Origin of the sequence: Tumebacillus lipolyticus (assembly GCF_042682745.1) — a bacterium.
Classification (GTDB): Bacteria; Bacillota; Bacilli; order Tumebacillales; family Tumebacillaceae; genus Tumebacillus_A; species Tumebacillus_A lipolyticus.
Window position 1 is genome coordinate 622868 of the sequence record NZ_JBHUIO010000005.1, and the last position, 16405, is coordinate 639272.

17 protein-coding genes and 2 riboswitches are annotated in these 16405 nt (G+C 54.9%); of the genes, 2 read left to right on the forward strand and 15 right to left on the reverse strand.

Annotation, left to right across the window (positions count from 1 at the left end):
• Position 1 precedes the first annotated feature (1 nt).
• The 6 genes from ACFSOY_RS08285 to ACFSOY_RS08310 all read right to left on the reverse strand — a co-directional run bounded on the left by ACFSOY_RS08285 (position 2) and on the right by ACFSOY_RS08310 (position 4593).
• Complete coding sequence (locus tag ACFSOY_RS08285) at positions 2-1261, reverse strand: TerD family protein (RefSeq protein ID WP_386045572.1); 1260 nt, start codon at positions 1259-1261, stop codon at positions 2-4.
• Positions 1262-1329: 68 nt separating this feature from the next.
• Positions 1330-1911 carry a TerD family protein gene (locus tag ACFSOY_RS08290; protein ID WP_386045573.1) on the reverse strand — a complete coding sequence of 194 codons (582 nt, stop codon included), beginning with the start codon at positions 1909-1911 and terminating at the stop codon, positions 1330-1332.
• 78 nt (positions 1912-1989) lie between these two features.
• Positions 1990-2571 (reverse strand): TerD family protein, encoded by a 582-nt coding sequence (locus ACFSOY_RS08295; RefSeq protein ID WP_386045575.1) that lies wholly within the window; start codon positions 2569-2571, stop codon positions 1990-1992.
• 36 nt (positions 2572-2607) lie between these two features.
• Positions 2608-3210 (reverse strand): TerD family protein, encoded by a 603-nt coding sequence (locus ACFSOY_RS08300; protein ID WP_386045577.1) that lies wholly within the window; start codon positions 3208-3210, stop codon positions 2608-2610.
• A gap of 189 nt (positions 3211-3399) precedes the next feature.
• A complete protein-coding gene (locus ACFSOY_RS08305) occupies positions 3400-4167 on the reverse strand; it encodes a VWA domain-containing protein (RefSeq protein ID WP_386045579.1) in 768 nt (255 codons plus the stop codon).
• Between the two features lie 294 nt (positions 4168-4461).
• Positions 4462-4593, reverse strand: coding sequence for a hypothetical protein (locus ACFSOY_RS08310; protein WP_386045581.1), 132 nt, complete (start codon positions 4591-4593; stop codon positions 4462-4464).
• Between the two features lie 104 nt (positions 4594-4697).
• Positions 4698-4890: riboswitch (cobalamin riboswitch) on the reverse strand.
• Between the two features lie 132 nt (positions 4891-5022).
• Here ACFSOY_RS08310 and ACFSOY_RS08315 point away from each other — a divergent pair.
• Positions 5023-5940: an AraC family transcriptional regulator gene (locus tag ACFSOY_RS08315; protein WP_386045583.1), complete on the forward strand. Its 918-nt coding sequence runs from the start codon at positions 5023-5025 to the stop codon at positions 5938-5940.
• Between the two features lie 246 nt (positions 5941-6186).
• On the opposite strand, the gene ACFSOY_RS08320 is transcribed toward ACFSOY_RS08315, so the two are convergent.
• The 9 genes from ACFSOY_RS08320 to ACFSOY_RS08360 form a co-directional block, all read right to left on the reverse strand.
• Positions 6187-6906, reverse strand: coding sequence for an ABC transporter ATP-binding protein (locus ACFSOY_RS08320; RefSeq protein WP_386045585.1), 720 nt, complete (start codon positions 6904-6906; stop codon positions 6187-6189).
• Positions 6899-7723, reverse strand: a complete 825-nt coding sequence (locus ACFSOY_RS08325) for an ABC transporter permease subunit (protein ID WP_386045587.1) — start codon at positions 7721-7723, stop codon at positions 6899-6901. Before ACFSOY_RS08325 ends, ACFSOY_RS08320 begins: the two co-directional genes overlap by 8 nt.
• Positions 7724-7726: 3 nt before the next feature.
• Positions 7727-8275 carry a nitrous oxide reductase accessory protein NosL gene (locus ACFSOY_RS08330; protein ID WP_386045589.1) on the reverse strand — a complete coding sequence of 183 codons (549 nt, stop codon included), beginning with the start codon at positions 8273-8275 and terminating at the stop codon, positions 7727-7729.
• Positions 8272-9597 (reverse strand): right-handed parallel beta-helix repeat-containing protein, encoded by a 1326-nt coding sequence (locus ACFSOY_RS08335; RefSeq protein WP_386045590.1) that lies wholly within the window; start codon positions 9595-9597, stop codon positions 8272-8274. The genes ACFSOY_RS08330 and ACFSOY_RS08335 overlap by 4 nt, the downstream gene beginning before the upstream one ends.
• Before the next feature lie 253 nt (positions 9598-9850).
• Entirely contained in the window at positions 9851-10000 is a 150-nt protein-coding gene (rpmG, locus tag ACFSOY_RS08340; RefSeq protein WP_386045592.1) for a 50S ribosomal protein L33, read from the reverse strand.
• A 2-nt stretch (positions 10001-10002) separates the two neighbouring features.
• A complete protein-coding gene (locus ACFSOY_RS08345; RefSeq protein WP_386045594.1) occupies positions 10003-11232 on the reverse strand; it encodes a GTP-binding protein in 1230 nt (409 codons plus the stop codon).
• Positions 11233-11984: 752 nt separating this feature from the next.
• Positions 11985-12899, reverse strand: coding sequence for an ABC transporter substrate-binding protein (locus tag ACFSOY_RS08350; RefSeq protein WP_386045596.1), 915 nt, complete (start codon positions 12897-12899; stop codon positions 11985-11987).
• A gap of 121 nt (positions 12900-13020) precedes the next feature.
• On the reverse strand, positions 13021-13677 hold the full coding sequence (locus ACFSOY_RS08355) for an ABC transporter permease (protein WP_386046785.1): 657 nt from the start codon (positions 13675-13677) through the stop codon (positions 13021-13023).
• Positions 13670-14815 (reverse strand): betaine/proline/choline family ABC transporter ATP-binding protein, encoded by a 1146-nt coding sequence (locus tag ACFSOY_RS08360; RefSeq protein ID WP_386045597.1) that lies wholly within the window; start codon positions 14813-14815, stop codon positions 13670-13672. Before ACFSOY_RS08360 ends, ACFSOY_RS08355 begins: the two co-directional genes overlap by 8 nt.
• A 159-nt stretch (positions 14816-14974) precedes the next feature.
• Positions 14975-15129, reverse strand: a riboswitch (cyclic di-AMP (ydaO/yuaA leader).
• A 463-nt stretch (positions 15130-15592) separates the two neighbouring features.
• Between ACFSOY_RS08360 and ACFSOY_RS08365 the strand changes: the two genes are divergently transcribed.
• Positions 15593-15928 (forward strand): YmaF family protein, encoded by a 336-nt coding sequence (locus tag ACFSOY_RS08365; RefSeq protein WP_386045599.1) that lies wholly within the window; start codon positions 15593-15595, stop codon positions 15926-15928.
• The last annotated feature ends 477 nt before the right edge of the window (positions 15929-16405 follow it).

The window sequence follows — 16405 nt, forward strand, 5'->3', positions numbered from 1 at the left end:
ATTACTTGCTGGCCGTTTTCCACTTCATGCCCCACCCAAACGCTTTGTCCAATTCGCGATGCCCGGGGAAGAACTGCACCAGCCGCTCAATGCTGAGCGTCTCATCGTTGACGTTTTGAATCATCGCGATCGCACACATCGCTTTGCCGTTATCATGCTCGTTTAGATTCACGATGATATCCGGCCCACCCTGCTGCTTGATCGTGACGACGCCGTCTGCGTCCGACCATCTGGTGACGCCGGAGTAGATGAAAGTGAAGACGAGCAAACGCTTAAACTCCTTGAGCTTGTTGCCGTTGATGCGCAGGTTTTCGCCCGTCTTGACCGTTCCCGTCCGGTCATCCCCGTCCAGCGAGATGTAGGGAGAGGACGTCAGCGAGCCAAAGCTGTTGCCGAGCGCTTGGATCAGACCTTTCTGACCGTTTTTCAGCTCGTACAAGCAGGCGAGATCCAAGTCGATCGCCGCGCTCTTGCGGAAAAATCCACCGCCGCCCTGGCTTTGGTTCCAGTTGAGGTTGACCAGAATCTCGCCCAGATTCCCCGCCTTCTTTTGGAGGTTGATCTTCTCCCCCCGCTTCTTCAGCTCAATCTTCGTCAGATTGACCGCCGGGGTCGGCTCTGGCTTGGGCTCAGGTTTTGGTTCTGGTTTCGGCACCGGTCTCGGCTCAGGTCTTGGTTCTGGCTTCGGTGCAGGTTGACGCGCTTCCGGCTCCGCTTCGACGTCGATGCCAAAGTTGCCGCAGAGCGCCTTGAGGCCATCGGTAAAGCCTGCGCCGACCGCGTTGAACTTCCATTCGCCGTTATATCTGTACAACTCTCCGATGACCACAGCCGTCTCCACGGAGAATAGATTTTCGAGGTCAAAGCGAAGCAGTTCTTGTCCTGTCGAATCGTTCTGCATGCGGATGTACATGTTTCCAACGGAGCCGAAGCTTTGGCCCCGCTTCTCACCCTCATGAATGGTCAGGGAGAAGGCGATCTTCTCTACTTGTGCAGGAATCAGGCCGAGGTTGATCTTGAACTGCTTTTGATCCCCTTGGTTCGGTGCATCCAGGTAGGAGATAAAAGGAGTGGAAGGATTGTTGTAGAAAATCAGATCTTCATCCTTCGATACTTTGCCGTCCGCACGCAAGAGAAAGGCGGACGTATCGAGTTCGAGTTGAGCCGATGCGTTCCAGCCGATGCCCACAACGATCTGCGTGAGTCCTGGCGTGGGCTTGGTCAGGTCAGCTCGCTGACCTTTCACAACTCTAACGGTCATTTGATCTCACCCTTCAACGAGAAATAGAGGGGGTGGCAGTTTGCGCCGCCACTCCCTTTTTGCATGGCTTATTGAGCGTCCAGACCATAGTTTTTGCAGAGCGCTTGCAGACCGCCAGAAAAACCGCTGCCGATCGCTTGGAATTTCCAGTCGCTGCCGTGGCGGTACAGCTCGCAGATCACGACTGCCGTCTCGACGGAGAACTCTTCTCCCAGATCGAAGCGCAGCACTTCGCGGTTCGTCTGCTCGTCCACCACGCGAACGAACGCGTTCGACACCTGTCCGAAGTTTTGCCCGCGCGCGGCCGCATCGTGGATCGTCACCGTGATCCCGATCCGGTGGATGTTCGGCGGGACTGCGCTCAGATCGACTTTGAGCTGCTCATCATCGCCATCGCCTTCCCCCGTCCGGTTGTCCCCCGTATGTTCGACCGACCCGTTGCCGCCCGTCAGGTTGTTGTAGAACACAAAATCTTGAATCCCTTTCGCTTTGCCATCCTCATGGAGCAAAAATGCGGATGCATCCAGATCGAAATCGTGCCCACCGTTGTACTTGTTGGTATCCCACCCAAGGCCGATGATCACTTTGGACAAACCTGGGTTCGTCTTGGTCAAATCGATTCGTTGTCCTTTTGCAAGGCTGATCGTCATCGTTTTCCCTCGCTCTCCATAGCATGATCGTGAAAAGCGGGAGCTGCCAAAAGAGCAGCCCCCGATGTTCTTGCCTGATTAGGCAATGCTCAGACCGTAGTCGCGGCACAGTCCACCCAGGCCATCGCGGTAGCCGCTGCCGATCGCGTTAAACTTCCACTCGCCGTTGTGGCGGTACAGCTCGCCGACGACAACTGCCGTCTCCACCGAGAAGTCCTCGCCGAGGTCGAAGCGGATCAGCTCTTGGTCGTTCGCTTCGTTCACGATGCGAACGTATGCGTTCGACACTTGTCCGAAGTTTTGGCCGCGCGAATCCGCATCGTGGATCGTGATGCAGAACGCAACTTTTTCCACGTCCGCCGGAACGCTTGCCAGATCGATCTTGATCTGCTCATCATCTCCATCGCCTTCGCCCGTTCTGTTGTCGCCGGTGTGCACGATCGAGCCGTTCTCGTTTTGCGGGTTGTTGTAGAAGATGAAGTCTTTCTCGGAGTTCACTTTGCCCGCACCGTTGGCGCTGAACACAGATGCATCGAGGTCGAAATCGCTGCCGCCGTCATATTTGTTCGTGTCCCAACCCAAGCCTACGACCACTTTGGTCAGGCCAGGATTCGTTTTGGTCAGGTCTACCTTTTGCCCTTTAGAGAGAGAGATTGCCATCGTCAAAAACCCCTTTTCATTTGGTTGGATTGGGAGTTACTTGTACTTTGCAGCCAGCAGATCGATATGGGCAGCATGCGTGCCTTCACCGATCGCGTTAAACTTCCACTCGCCGTTGTGGCGGTAGATTTCGGCGACGATCAGCGCCGTCTTGCCCGAGTGGTCATCAGACAGGTTGAAGCGCACCAGCTCCTGATCGTTCGCTCTGTTGACCACACGGATAAACGCCTGCTTGATCATGCCAAAATCCTGTCCTCTGCTTTCGCATTGGTAGATGTTGACCACCATCAGGATCTTATGTACGTTTGCGGGAACTTTGTTCAGATCGACAAAGATCTGCTCGTCGTCGCCATCGCCTTCCCCTGTCAGGTTGTCACCGGAGTGAACGACCGAGTTGCAAGGGCTTTGCTTGTTGTAGAAGCAGACCAAGTTTTTGCCGTCCGTCAGCTTACCGTTCGCATCGAGCAACAGCGCCGAAGCGTCGCAGTCGATGTTCATCTCCGCCTTCTTCTTAAAGCCGAACAGCCCCTTCTTGGTCACTTCGACCGGGTCCCAGCCCAAGCCGACGATCAGGTTGGTCAGACCGGCGTTCGACTTGGTCAGATCGATTTTTTGACCTTTTACGAGAGAGATTGCCATATGGGTCACCTCCTTTCAACCTTTCTTTCGGTCACACCTATCTACATGAAAGCGAGTCGCTGATCTTTTTCCTAAAATATCCACATTCTTCTATCATTCCACTCTGTGCAAAAGCTATTCTTCGATCCAGACTGCCACCGCGCATCGGTGATGATGTCGCAGGTGTTCCGATCGAATTGAGCCTGCCGCTTACTTGATCAGCGCTTTCTCCTTCGCTTCCTTCAGCCAAGCGGGGAATTCATTTAACAGTTGGTCGTACAGCTGGTCGTCGGTGATCTTATCCAGCTTCGGCACTTTGAAGAAGTTCGCGTTGTCGATAAACCGCCCATCCAGGTTGTCCAGCTTGTCCAAATAGGCAAAACCGCTGTTGCCAACGCCTACGAACTGCCAGAAGATGCCCAGCTTCGACACTTCGGTGATCATCTTGGTCGTCTCATCTTTGTCCTGGTTGTCCCCGTCTGTGATGAACAGCACGTAGACCGGCTCTTCATTGCGATACTTCGATGTGTCGACCGAGATTCCTTTTTTGGCGCCGAATCCAAAAAAGCCCTTCTTCTCCACGCTGACCGCGCCGGGGAAATAGTGGTCGGCAACCCGCTTGATCACACCGCCGTAGCGAGTGCCCCCTTCCAGCGCATAGCGGGACAAGATCTCGCGATCCACAAATTGAAAGAAGTTCGATTGCTCGATCTCGCCCACTTCATAATCTTTCACGCCGAACAGAAACACGTCGGCCGCACAGTTGTCATCGAAGTTCATGGCGAGCGCCAACAGCTTCTCGGTCACATCCTGCACGACGCCTCTGCGGTACAGCTCCTGCATCGATCCGGAGATGTCCAAGCAGAGAGCGACGCGAGCTTTCTGACTGCCCAATCCTTTTTTCGCCAATGAGATGTTCGCTTTTTTGCTGAGGTCGATCAGGTTCGCTTCTGCCTTCTTTTTCAGGTCTATGCTCATCAGACTGCCTCCCTTGCGAGCAACTTTTTTATGATTAGTTCTATGGTACTACAGTTTCTTCGACAAATATATACTAATTTTGCCATTAATTTTGAATTATGACTAATTAATTGTGTCTTGGTGTTTTCCTCGGGCGCAATAACTTGATAAGCGATGAAAAAGGGACAGCAGAAAAGGCGGGGCCGTCCGCCATTCTGCTGTCCGTCTGTGCGTGTGCAACGCCTGCGCGGACGATCGCCTGCGCTGCGCAGAGTTGTAAGGTTTCAAGCGTTTTCAAGCGTGGGAAAGCCTGACTTACCGCGCACACTCGCCTCGCAGTTCCTCCCTGCGCCTCATCCTAATCTGGTAGCGCCCTTGCGCCTGTTCAAACTGCTCGCGCTGCTCACCGCGCGCCAAGCGCACCCGAAACAAAAAGGGTTGCCCCAAACAAGAAAACCCCAACCAAGGGTTGGGGGAATGTGCAACATGAAGAGAACGACACAAAACGGCTGGTCGTCTCATCCGCACACCGCTCCTTTCCGCGAAGGCATTCTGGTGTAGCAAGCGAGGTAGGTCTCCTGGCTCCCGGATCATCGCGTTCTCTGGTCTTCCCCGATCGCTGATCGAGTGACTTCGCTGAGAGATTACTCCCCGGTTACAGTGGCGGGACCGCTCGGGATTTGCACCCGATTCCCTGTTACCCCTCGTGCGTTGGACGAGGGCACCTCGCTGCTGGTCGATTTACTTGTCGGTTCCGTATAGATACTTCGCACTTCGGTCAGCAAATCCTTTTTCAGTCTGACGAGCAGTAAAGTTCTTTCAATTCTTTCACACTTGACGTAAGCTGTGAGTACCGAAAACAGTGAGGAGGGCAACATGAACGAGGACTATCAGCAGCGGATCGATCGCGTGATCCAATATATCGAAGACAATCTCTCTCATCCGATCAACTTGGAGAGATTGGCCGAAGTCTCCAACTTCTCTAAATATCACTTCGCGAGAATCTTCACGCACACGGTCGGCATCTCGCCCGTCTCCTTCGTCAACCTGAAGCGCCTCGAAAGATCGATCGACTATCTGACGAAGACGGACAAGACCATCTTGGAGATCTCCGCTCTCTGCGGTTTCGATTCGATCTCCACTTTTAACACTGCCTTTAAGAAGCATTTCAACCTGACGCCGCGAGCCGTTCGCGACGATCTGAAAGATAGCAATATTTTGCGACAAGTGAGCAAGAAGCAAGAAGAGTTTTCCAGCCCCCTGCGCTACGATCAGAGTGAGAAGAAAAGCTTTATGAGGAGGGTCTGGGACATGAATATCACGATCAAAGAATTGCCCGCCTACGAGGTGGCCTATTTCAGACATGTGGGAAGCTACATGGAAACGTATCGAGCCTGGCAGAAGCTCGGAGCTTTTTCGGCGCAGCACAAGCTGTATCCGCCCGAACAGCACTTTATCGGGATCTCGTTAGACGATCCGAGCAGTGTCGACGAATACGCCTGCCGCTACGATGCTTGCATCACCATTCCGCCCGAGTTTGATCGCGAAGGGCACGAAGAGGTGCAGTTCAAAACGCTGCCCGGCGGTCTGTTTGCCCTGTACCAGTTTTACGACACGATCGACAAGTTCGGAATCATTTACCAAAGCCTGTTCGGACAATGGCTGCCCAACAGCGAGTACGATGCGGACGATCGCCCCTGCCTCGAATTTTCGATGAACGACCCCGCGCAAGATCCTGAGCGGAAGGCGAAGATCGATCTGTACATCCCGATCCGCAAAAGAGCGGAGGCGTGACGCGCAGGTTCGATGCTGGGTGTGATCACCAGCTTGCTACATCGAAAAGCACGACACAGATCATTCGATCTGTGTCGTGCTTTTTATCATCTGTCAGCTCGCAGGCCGGATAACAGGCATGCGCACAAAAGGCATCGCGCACTTCTCCCGGCGACTCTTCTCCCCTGCGACCGACGAATCACACTTCTGCTCGAAATCGATCTTCTGCCTCGCATTGCGAAGGGCAGAACATCTAGCGCTCCCCCACTACTTTCCTTTGAGCGACGCGGTGAAAGCGGCCGCCAGACCTGCGGTGCCATGCTGCTCCTGAAAGCTGCGCACGCTTCCCCGGCTGATCACCTTCCCTCGATTGAGGAAAATAACCTGATCGGCGACCGCCTCCGCGACATCCAGCTGATGCGTCGAAAAGATGACCGACTGGCCAGCCGCTTTGCGCTGTGCGAGCAGTTCGACCAGCGACTCCATCCAATAGGGATCAAGCCCGTTGGTCGGCTCGTCGAGCACCAGCAGCGCAGGTTCTGCCAGCTGCGCTTGGGCGAACAGCAGGCGTTGCCGCATCCCTTTTGAAAAGCGAGCGACCAGCTTGTGGCGATCGTCTGCCAGCCCGACGATCGCCAAGACTTCTGCCGCCCTTTGCTCGCCCACGCCGCGCAAGTCCGCATAGAAGCGGATCGTATCCCAAGCGGTCAGCCCGCCGGCGAACTGAAAATCATCCGGCATGAAGCCGATCTGTTGCGCGTACGCCTCGCGCTGCCGTTTCCAATCAAGTCCCTTGACGCGGATCGTCCCGGCGGTCGGGCGCCCGATCCCGACGATCATCTTCAGGATCGTGCTCTTGCCCGCCCCGTTTCCGCCGCACAGCGCGAGCACGCTGCCCGCTTCGAGCGTCAGGGAGAGCGGTTCGACGATCGTCTTGCCACCGATGACTTTGCTCACCTCGCACAGCTCTAAACAATGACTACTCACGCCCTCGCCCCCTCTCCCACAGCCAGCTGGACAGCCCGGTGAACCCGATCGTCCAGAGCAGGCCGAACACGACGGCAGCCGTCGTGCCATACCCGCCCTTGATCCAATCGATAAAGCGGTAATACTCCGGGCCGAACACAGCGCCCCCGCCGAGCTTGGTCACCGTGACCACGCGCACCACCTCCGCCGGGTTGATCAGCGTGAGGATGCCGAGCGTCGGGCGAATCGCCGGATAGGGCAGCAGGTTCAACAGGGAGATCAGCAGTGTCGGCCAGGCGAGCACGGTGACAAACCAGATGCCCACGCCGATCGTCAGCGCCTGCCACCTGTTTTTCGCCACCGCTCCGACGAGGAGCGCCACAGCCAGATAGAGCACGAGCGTCGCGACCGAAAAGGTGACGAACGCGAACAGGCTGGTCAGCGAAATATCCTGTCCAACCAGCGCACCGACCACGCCGAACAGCCCGAATCCGGTCGCCACGATCGCCAGCAAGACGGCGAACAGACCGAGAAACTTGCCGGTCAGAAAGGCGGCAGATGATAGCGCATAGGTCGAGAGCAGCTGCCACCCGCCGTCCTCTTTCTCCGAAGTCAGCGAGAAAGAGCCGAGCAGCAAGGTCATCAGCGGCAGCAGGTAGAGCGTCAGATTGATCATCATTCCGGTCGTGTGCGTGTACCCTTGCAAGCCCATCGCGTTGTTCGATTGGATCAGCAGCAACGCGAGGCTGAAGAGGCTGAACAGGAGCAGAAAAGAGTACGACCAGGGATTGCGAAATCCTTGGCGCATCTCCCGTCGCGCGATGATCCACACGCTCATGCTCTACATCCCCGTCGAGTACGAGCTGGAGTTCCCGCCTTCACCATGCTTGTCCTTGCTCATCTCCATCATCTTTTTCATCATGTCTTTGTTGCGCTCCCACGTGTGTTTGAGCAGATCCTCATAGGAGAGCAGGTCGCCTTTGCCCTCCTTTTTTTGAAACGCTTCCGCATCCGCTTTCGATTTGAAGGAGATCACATTGTAGGCCATCGGCGTGGCGATCTCCTTGTCGAACACATAGGTCGCCTCATCGAGCTTGACCCACTCTTGTGTCGCGTAGTCGCGGACATACTGCGTGCCCACCTGATCTTTGCCGTTCTTTTCGGTCCATTGGAACAGGCAGCCGAGATCGTCAAACTTCATCGCCTTCCCGTCCTTTTGCATCAGTTCGACCGCAAACTGGTTGTTCTTGACTGTCATGTTGCAGATGTCACACTTGTCTACCTTTTCGTCGATCGCGACCGGCTTTGCCTCCTCATTGCCACAGCCGACCACCGAGGTGCTCAGCACCAGCGCGGTGAGAACCGCATAGACCATCTGACGTTTTTTCATGACGATACACTCCTTCTGATCATTCGAATAAAGGGATAGATACCCGCTCCCAACAGGAGCGAAGAGAACATGAATAAGGGCGTGCGCGACCGTTCCGCATCGCGCGGCTCTGCCACCGGCGGGACGAGCAGCGGGGCATCATCGCGCAACCACCGATCGGTCGAGCTGGTGAACAGATCTTCGAGAATGACCAGCCCCGGCGTCTGGAAAAACAGTTGGTAGGCAGGCGCCCGCTCGGTCAGCGACAGGAAAAAGGGCGAGGCGACATACGGGAGCTCCGAGCGGCCGTCGCCGTCCAGATCGAGACCTTGATGCGTGTCCCAATAGTTGCCCGTCATCCGGTTGTCCACGCTGTCTGTCGCCTCGGCTTGCACCACATTGCCCGCCCACAGGTTGCCAGAAAACTCATTGTTCCGCGATTCGGTCATGCGCACGCCTAAAAAGTTGTGCAGAATCTGGTTGCCCGCGATGCGGTTTTGCTCCGCCTGATCGACATAGAGGCCTACCCGATTGCCCTCGATGCGATTGTTGGCGACCTGCGCATCCTGTACGTGGAAGAGAAGGATGCCTTGCGACTGCACATGTTCCGCCTGTTCGGTGATCCGGTTGTCCGCCACCTTGCTCCCCTGATCCTCCATCACCATCACGCCGGTCACGTTGCGCCGCAGCTCGTTGCTGCTGATTGCCGATTGATGGGAGAACATCATGTGCACCGCATAGCGGGAGTTGGAGATTCGATTGTTGTGCACCACGGTGCGCTCGCTGTTGTCCAGATAGACCCCATCCTGCACGCTGTCGAGCGTCGAGTCCTCGATGCGGTTGTCGCGGGAGTTCCAAACCTCGATCCCATTGCCCCGCTGCTCCACATCGGCAGCGCTTCCGCTGATCTTCAGCCCTCTGAGCAGGTTGCGATTGGACTTCTCCATCTTCAGCGCAGTCTGCCCCGCTTGGATCGCGACGTTGAGAATCTGGTTGTCATCGCCGCGCACGACCAGCCCTAACTGCTCGTCGGTCAACTGCAGGCCGGAGACGGTCGCGCCGTTCGCCTCGATCAGCAGCAGCGGCTGATCAGCAGCTGCATCGGCAGCCCGGCGAAGTTGCGCTCCTTCGCCCACCAGCTTGATCGGCTTGCGGATGACCACAGGTCCGAAATGGTCGCCAGCGGGCAGCCTGATCTCTGCTCCCGGCTGAGCGCTGTCCAGCGCGCGCTGCAAATCGAAAGGAGCGCCTGCCGCTTCGGCGGGCAAGCGGGCCGGCAGCATCAGAGCGGCAAGAGTCAACAGGGGGAGTGCCAGCCAAACCGCTTTTGCAAAAGCTTTCATCCTTCCCCTCCTTTCTATCACTGCCAGTATAGCGCGGCGCCCTTTTCACACCTATGACTCGATCGGGCTACTATTGTTACCATTTTGTGAAAGACGAACTAATCATTAAGTGATCGAGTAAATAAAAACTGCCCAACCTCTGGCGCGACAAACTGTCGAGAGGCTGGGCAGATTCGTTTCCTCAGCTTGTGAATCGATCCGCTCCTTTGCGCGAGATCGTGCGCACATTCGCCTCACGGGGAGCAGATACAGGCTATTTCGTTTCGCGGTGCATCGTGTATTTCTTCAGGCGGGGAGAAAACTTGCGAATTTCCAACCGCTCGGGATTGTTCTTTTTATTCTTGCTCGTCACATAGTTGCGATCACCGCTTTCGGTGCAAGCGAGCGTCACTTTTTCCCGCATCGTCACCCTCTCCCTTCGATCAACTCGGCAGCCGCTTCCTCCAACTGGACGGCGGGAAGCGGATCGGGAAACTGGCTCCAGTCGGCTTCCATCTCCGCATCGGTCAGCAGACAGCCATCCAACGCGCCGATCAGCTCTGCCCGATTCATCTCCACACCGATGAAAACCAGTTCGGTAAAGCGGTCGCCCCACTTCTCATCCCACATCTCCAAAATGTCAGGCTGCTCCTCGAAGATCGCGCGCTGCTCTTCCGGGTCGAGCGCCGCCACCCACGTTCCCTCCACCCCGAACTGGATCGATGGGCCCGCTTGCGAAAGGCTGATGCCGACATCGTTGCGGCTGGCGACCCAAACGGTTCCTTTTGCGCGAACTACATCGACGGGAAATTCGAGCAGCCAAGCGTACAGACGCTCCGGATGAAACGGAACATCGCTGCGATAGACAAACGAGGAGATACCGTACTCCTCCGTCTCCGGGGTGTGCTCCTCCCGCTCAAGCTCCTGAATCCACCCTGCCGATTGGCTGGCTTCCTCAAAGTCGAACAGGCCGGTGTTCAAAATCTGGGCAGGCGCCACCCGCCCCTGCGAAGTCTTGATCAACTTCGCCCGAGGTTGCAATCTTCGCAACAGATGCTCCAGCTGTTCAAGTTGCTCAGCAGGGATCATGTCGCACTTGTTCAGGATCAGCACGTCGCAAAATTCGATCTGATCGATCAACAGGTCGACCACCTCGCGCGTATCTTTCGCTCCGGCAGCCTGCTTGCGATCGAGCAGCGTCTCACCGGAAGAGTAGTCATGCCAGAAGCGGTTCGCATCGACGACTGTCACCATCGTGTCGAGACGGCAGATCGCCGACAGGTCGATGCCCTGCTCTTCATCGACGTAAGTAAACGTATGGGCAACCGGGATTGGCTCCCCGATTCCGGTCGATTCGATCAGGATGTAATCGAATCGATTTTCCTTGACCAGCCGCTCCACTTCGACCAACAGATCTTCTCGCAATGTGCAGCAGATGCACCCGTTGGACATCTCGACGAGCTTTTCATCCGTCTTGGAAAGCGCACCTTTTTCCTTGACCAACCCAGCATCAACATTGATTTCTCCCAGATCGTTGACGATCACCGCCACTTTTAAGCCTTCGCGGTTGTTGAGGATATGGTTGAGCAGCGTTGTCTTGCCAGCTCCTAAATAGCCACTTAGCACAGTGACAGGAATCCGGTCGTCTGTCAGCATATCATTCACCTCTTTTTTCGTAATCATTACGATTTAAGTTTGACATCCACCATCATACACAAGTTTTATCGGTATGTAAATCGTAATTATTCTTATTTGTGGAAGTAAGGATGTTTGCCGGAAGCAAATCGCTTAACAGCCCGACTCGGAAAACGACGCATGAAAAAACGCCCAATCGCTTTGTCCGAACAAAGGTTGAGCGTTTCGATTTCAGTTTGTATGGAAGCTTTCATTGGCAGCGATCTCCTGTACGACCTCTCGCAACGACACATTTTCCATCGCCTGTTCCATCGGCTTCTGGGCGACATCGAACAGCGGTATGACGGACGCTTGGGGGGTGCGCCCCGTCTTTCAAATCGGCGCCGTAAAGCTTACCGTTTTCGTTTATCTGCTCCTCACATCTGGTCGAGCTTGCAGGTTCAATCGATGTGGTGATCATCGTCTTCCCTCAATGAATTTCCAAGATTGCCACCAAAAGCGCAGAGATGTCGAGCGGTTCGAAACGAGCAACTACCGCCGCTTTCAGCCTCATTTTGACCGAAGTTTGCTGGTTGAGATCGGTCGGCACTAAAAAGGTGAGCCTAGCGTCAGTGCTAGGCTCACCTTTATGCTCGCTATTTCACAAGACTTATGCTCGCTATTTCACGAGACCTTTGCTCGCTATTTCACGAGACCTTTGCTCGCTATTTCACGAGACCTTTGCTCGCTATTTCACAAGACCTTTGCTCGCTATTTCACAAGACCTGTGCTCACTATTTCACGAGACCGTTCTGCTCCAACCACTGTTTGGCAACATCTTTCGCCTTCTTCTTCTCGACATCCACTTGGGCGTTCAACTCGGCCATCTGCTTCTCATCAATTTTTCCAGCCAACTTGTTCAACGCTTCTCCGACCTCCGGATGCTGTTTCAACACTTCACTGCGCACGATCGGCGCCGCGTAGTAAGGTGGGAAGAACTGTTTGTCATCCTCAAGCAGCACCAGGTTGTTCTTCGCCAAGCGACCGTCTGTGGTGAACGCATCGATCGCCTGCACATCCCCGGAGGTGAGCGCTTGGTATTTGAGCCCTGCGTCCATCGCCTTCACATCTTTGAAGTTCAGGCCGTAGGTGCTTTTCATCCCTTTGAGTCCATCGTCGCGGTCGAGAAATTCCTGCTCGGTACCGAAGACGATCTCCGCTTGGTGCGCTTGCAGATCGGAGACCGTTTTCAGATTGTATTTCTGAGAAGTCTCCTGCGTCACCGCGATCGCATACGTGTTGTTAAACCCGATCGGTTCCAGCCATTCGATCTGATATTTGCCTGGGAACTGCTCTTTCACCTTTTGATAGACAGCGTCCGGGTCGCTGATCGTCTTTTCCCCCATGATGTTGACGAGACCTGTCCCCGTGTACTCGACATAGACGTCAGCACTTCCCGTTTTCAAAGCGCTGAAGCAGACGTCTGTGCCGCCGAGAAACGCTTTTGTCTTGATTTTCAGGTCGGTGTTTTCCTCCAGCAACACGCCGACCAAATTGGCCATGATGTCCTGCTCGGTGAAATTTTTTCCGACAACTGTGATCTGATCGGAAGCTTTCGAACCTGAGCTGTCCGAGCAGCCGATCGTCATGGCGGCAAGCGACAGCGCGAGCGCTCCTACCATCAGTTTGTTCCGAACTGTTGTTTTCAAAAAAAACCTCTCCCTTCAGAATGTACAGATCTATCTCAATGCGATCATAGTTCGCCTATTTCGATGAAGTTGTTGCTCCATGCTTTCCTCTCGGAATGACGTCGTCTGCAGATGAGATTCTCTAGGAATGCAGATCTTTGCGGATGCGCAGCCCTTTTGGCGTCGCCATCCGGTCGGTCCACGCGAGCAGCAGGTCGAACAGGATCGCGAGCACCGCCGCCGGGATCGCCCCCGCCAAGATCACGCCCGTGTCCACCATCGAGATCCCGCGCAAGATCAGGTCACCTAAGCCTCCCGCACCGATAAACGACGCGAGCGTCGCCACGCCGATCGTCATCACCGTCGCCGTGCGAATGCCAGCGAAGATCATCGGTCGTGCCAGCGGAAGTTCGAGCATCCGCAACAGCTGAAAGCGCGTCATGCCCATCCCGCGCCCCGCTTCGAGCAAAGATGCATCGACATCGAGGATGCCCGTGTAGGTGTTGCGTAAGATCGGCAGCAGCGCATACGCGACCATCGCGATGATCGCAGGCACCGAGCCGATGCCGAAGATCGGAATCATGAAGCCGAGCAACGCGAGGCTCGGGATGGTCTGCAACACCGAGACGAGGCCGAGCACGACGCCAGCCAGCTTGCGGTAGCGAGTCAACAGCACGCCGAGCGGAACGGCGATCAAAATCGCCCAGAACAGGGCGATCAGCGAAAGCATCATATGCTGCAAGCTCGCGTCTAAAATGTCGGTCCAACGATCAGCAAACGTGGTCAAAATCTCATTCACCACTGGCGACCACCTCCTCCAGATACGGTTTGGCCAACACATCGACCAAGCTCGCGCGCGTCACAAGCCCGACGAGCTTCCCACCATCGGTGACGACCGGCACGTGTCCGAACGGAGCGTCCTGCACCAGCGGAATCGCCTCCGACAGCGCGATCTCCGGTCGCAAAGTAGGAGCATCGCTGCGCATGACATCTTCGAGCGTCAACGACTCCTCTAGATAGCGCTTGTAGATGTCATTCGTGTCGGCGATGCCGTGGTAGCGCCCGTCCTGATCGGCGACGAGCACCGCCGTCACGCGCTTGCGCTGCATCGTCTGCACCGCTTCGGCGAGACCTTTGAACCGGCTCAACTTGACCGGTTGCAGAAGCATCACATCGGCCACGGTGAGCGACAAGTTCGAGGCGAGACGCTTTTCACCGATGAAGCCGCGCACAAAATCATCTGCCGGATGGCGGAGAATCTGGTCAGGAGTGCCCTGCTGGATGACCTGACCGCCTTGCATGATGATGATCTGGTCGGCGATCTTCAGCGCCTCGTCCATGTCGTGCGTGACAAACACGATCGTTTTGTGCAGCTCTTCGTTTAGGCGGATCAGCTCATCTTGCAACTGCTCTCGCGTGATCGGGTCCAATGCGGAAAACGGTTCGTCCATCAGGATGATCGGCGGATTTGCCATCAGCGCACGCGCCACGCCGACGCGCTGTTGCTGCCCTCCGGACAGCTCTGCCGGGAAACGGTCACGATACGAGGCTGCATCAAGCCCGACCAGTTCCAGCAACTGATCAATCTTGGTCAGATCATGACCCTGTCTCCCCTGCGTCAAGCGCGGCACCAACGAGATGTTCTCAGCGATCGTCATGTGCGGAAACAGGCCGATCTGCTGAATGACATACCCGATCTGTCTGCGCAGTTCGGCGCGATCTTGCTTCCGAACGTCCTGTCCGAACACGCGCACCTCTCCTGATGACGACTCGATCAGACGGTTGATCATCTTCATCGTCGTCGTCTTTCCACACCCGGACGGCCCGACGAGCACGACGATGTTTCCCTCTGGGATCGACAGGCTTAAGTTGTCGATCACTACCTTGTCTCCATACGACTTGCTGACATTTTGAAACTCGACTGCATTTCTGTTCACTTCAACAACCCCTCCCAGTGCTAAACAGGCTTGGTAGGGTCTTTAGGCGATTAAAAAAATGCAAAAAGACCCTACCAAAGGCGATAGGGCCTAAAAAAAGGTATGCAAAAAGACCCTATCGTTTCTTGTCGGGTCAATGTGTGTGAAACCTTCATGCAATTGACCCATCTCCACGCTTACGAGGTTAGCTGACGGGCTCGGGAAAGATGGTTCCCTACAAAAGCTCAGCTTTCGCCAAGCATTGATGCGCCCCAAAGGAAATGTGGTTCCCCCGCTTCCCAATTGGTTTATCGGGAATTAAGCAACATTGTTATTATACACGTTTATTATCTTGCAGGCAAACATTTTTTGGATTTTTTTCATCAGTCAGAGTTCATTTAGCTAAAAGAACTTACGATCTAGGGCGTATTTTGGAGCGGGTCGCGCTGTTTGTTTTTGGTTTTGTCGGTCGGAAGGACTTCGAGTTGCAGCCGTTTTCTGGTGCGGTTTTACGCGGCGTGTTTCGTGTGTTGAGTTTCCTGTTGTGCTTCCCATTTAGTTTTGGAATTTGGTTCGATATATGTTGCCGCGGATGAATTCGGAGGCGTGCAAAGCGTTGAGTATGTGTGTCCGCGTACTTTTTTGTTCACCTAAATGCTAATGGATAATTGAAGCAAAAGCCTCATCAGCTTGTGGCGGTGGATATCGTGGGAAGTAGCATCCACTTTGCGGACCAAAAGAGGCCAGCGCCCATATTCTAAAATGAAGGTGAAATGAATTTGGAAAGGAGCCTCTCCCATGTCAATTGGCAAAGATGATGCGGTACGGGGGCGGGTGATCGGACATACGCACGGCTCGGTGGATTATACAGGGTTAGCTGACGGGCATGTCCACCAATGTCTTGATGTGACTCATCCTGCAATCCCAACTCCCGACGGAAGCCACATTCACTACACTGAGGGATATGTGGTATTCGAAGACGGTCACACCCACCACTACCGCGCGTACTCAAGTACGGCTATCCCAGTTGGGAACGGTAGACATGTCCATTACTACGACTTCTATACTTCGGAGGATGATGGTCATCGACATCATGTCAAAGGTGTCGATATGCCAGCACCAGGGGATCGATAGCATAGCAGAGGGGTAGGGCCGCTTATGCATTTCGACTGGTGATCGTATTTCACCGAGTTGGGGAAACGATGCTTGCTGGCGCTCTACCGCTTGCTTTTTTCTGTCAGGCTTTCCTGCCTATTTTATCAGTCTTGATAAGCTTGCAGACGTTCCTTCTACTCCTGTTGAAAGCACATGACTCCAAAGGCATCGATCTCTGGCTGACGTTCTGGACAATTCTGCTGACTATGCCTAGCTGGTGGAGCTTTTGAAAGAAAGGGGCGATCTCCCTTTGGAGATCGCCCCTTTCTTTTACGTGCATGATACTTGTCTGCCTGCTTGCACGGCGCCTTTCAAACCATCAGGACAATATCGGTCCGCGCTTCTCGATGAGCGAAATGGTGAACCGGTGCCAAGTGGACAGCTCAGATTCCCCTTTCCTCCACTCAAGATCCAAATGTCTGTGTGGAATCCATATCATTCGGACCATTTTTTAAG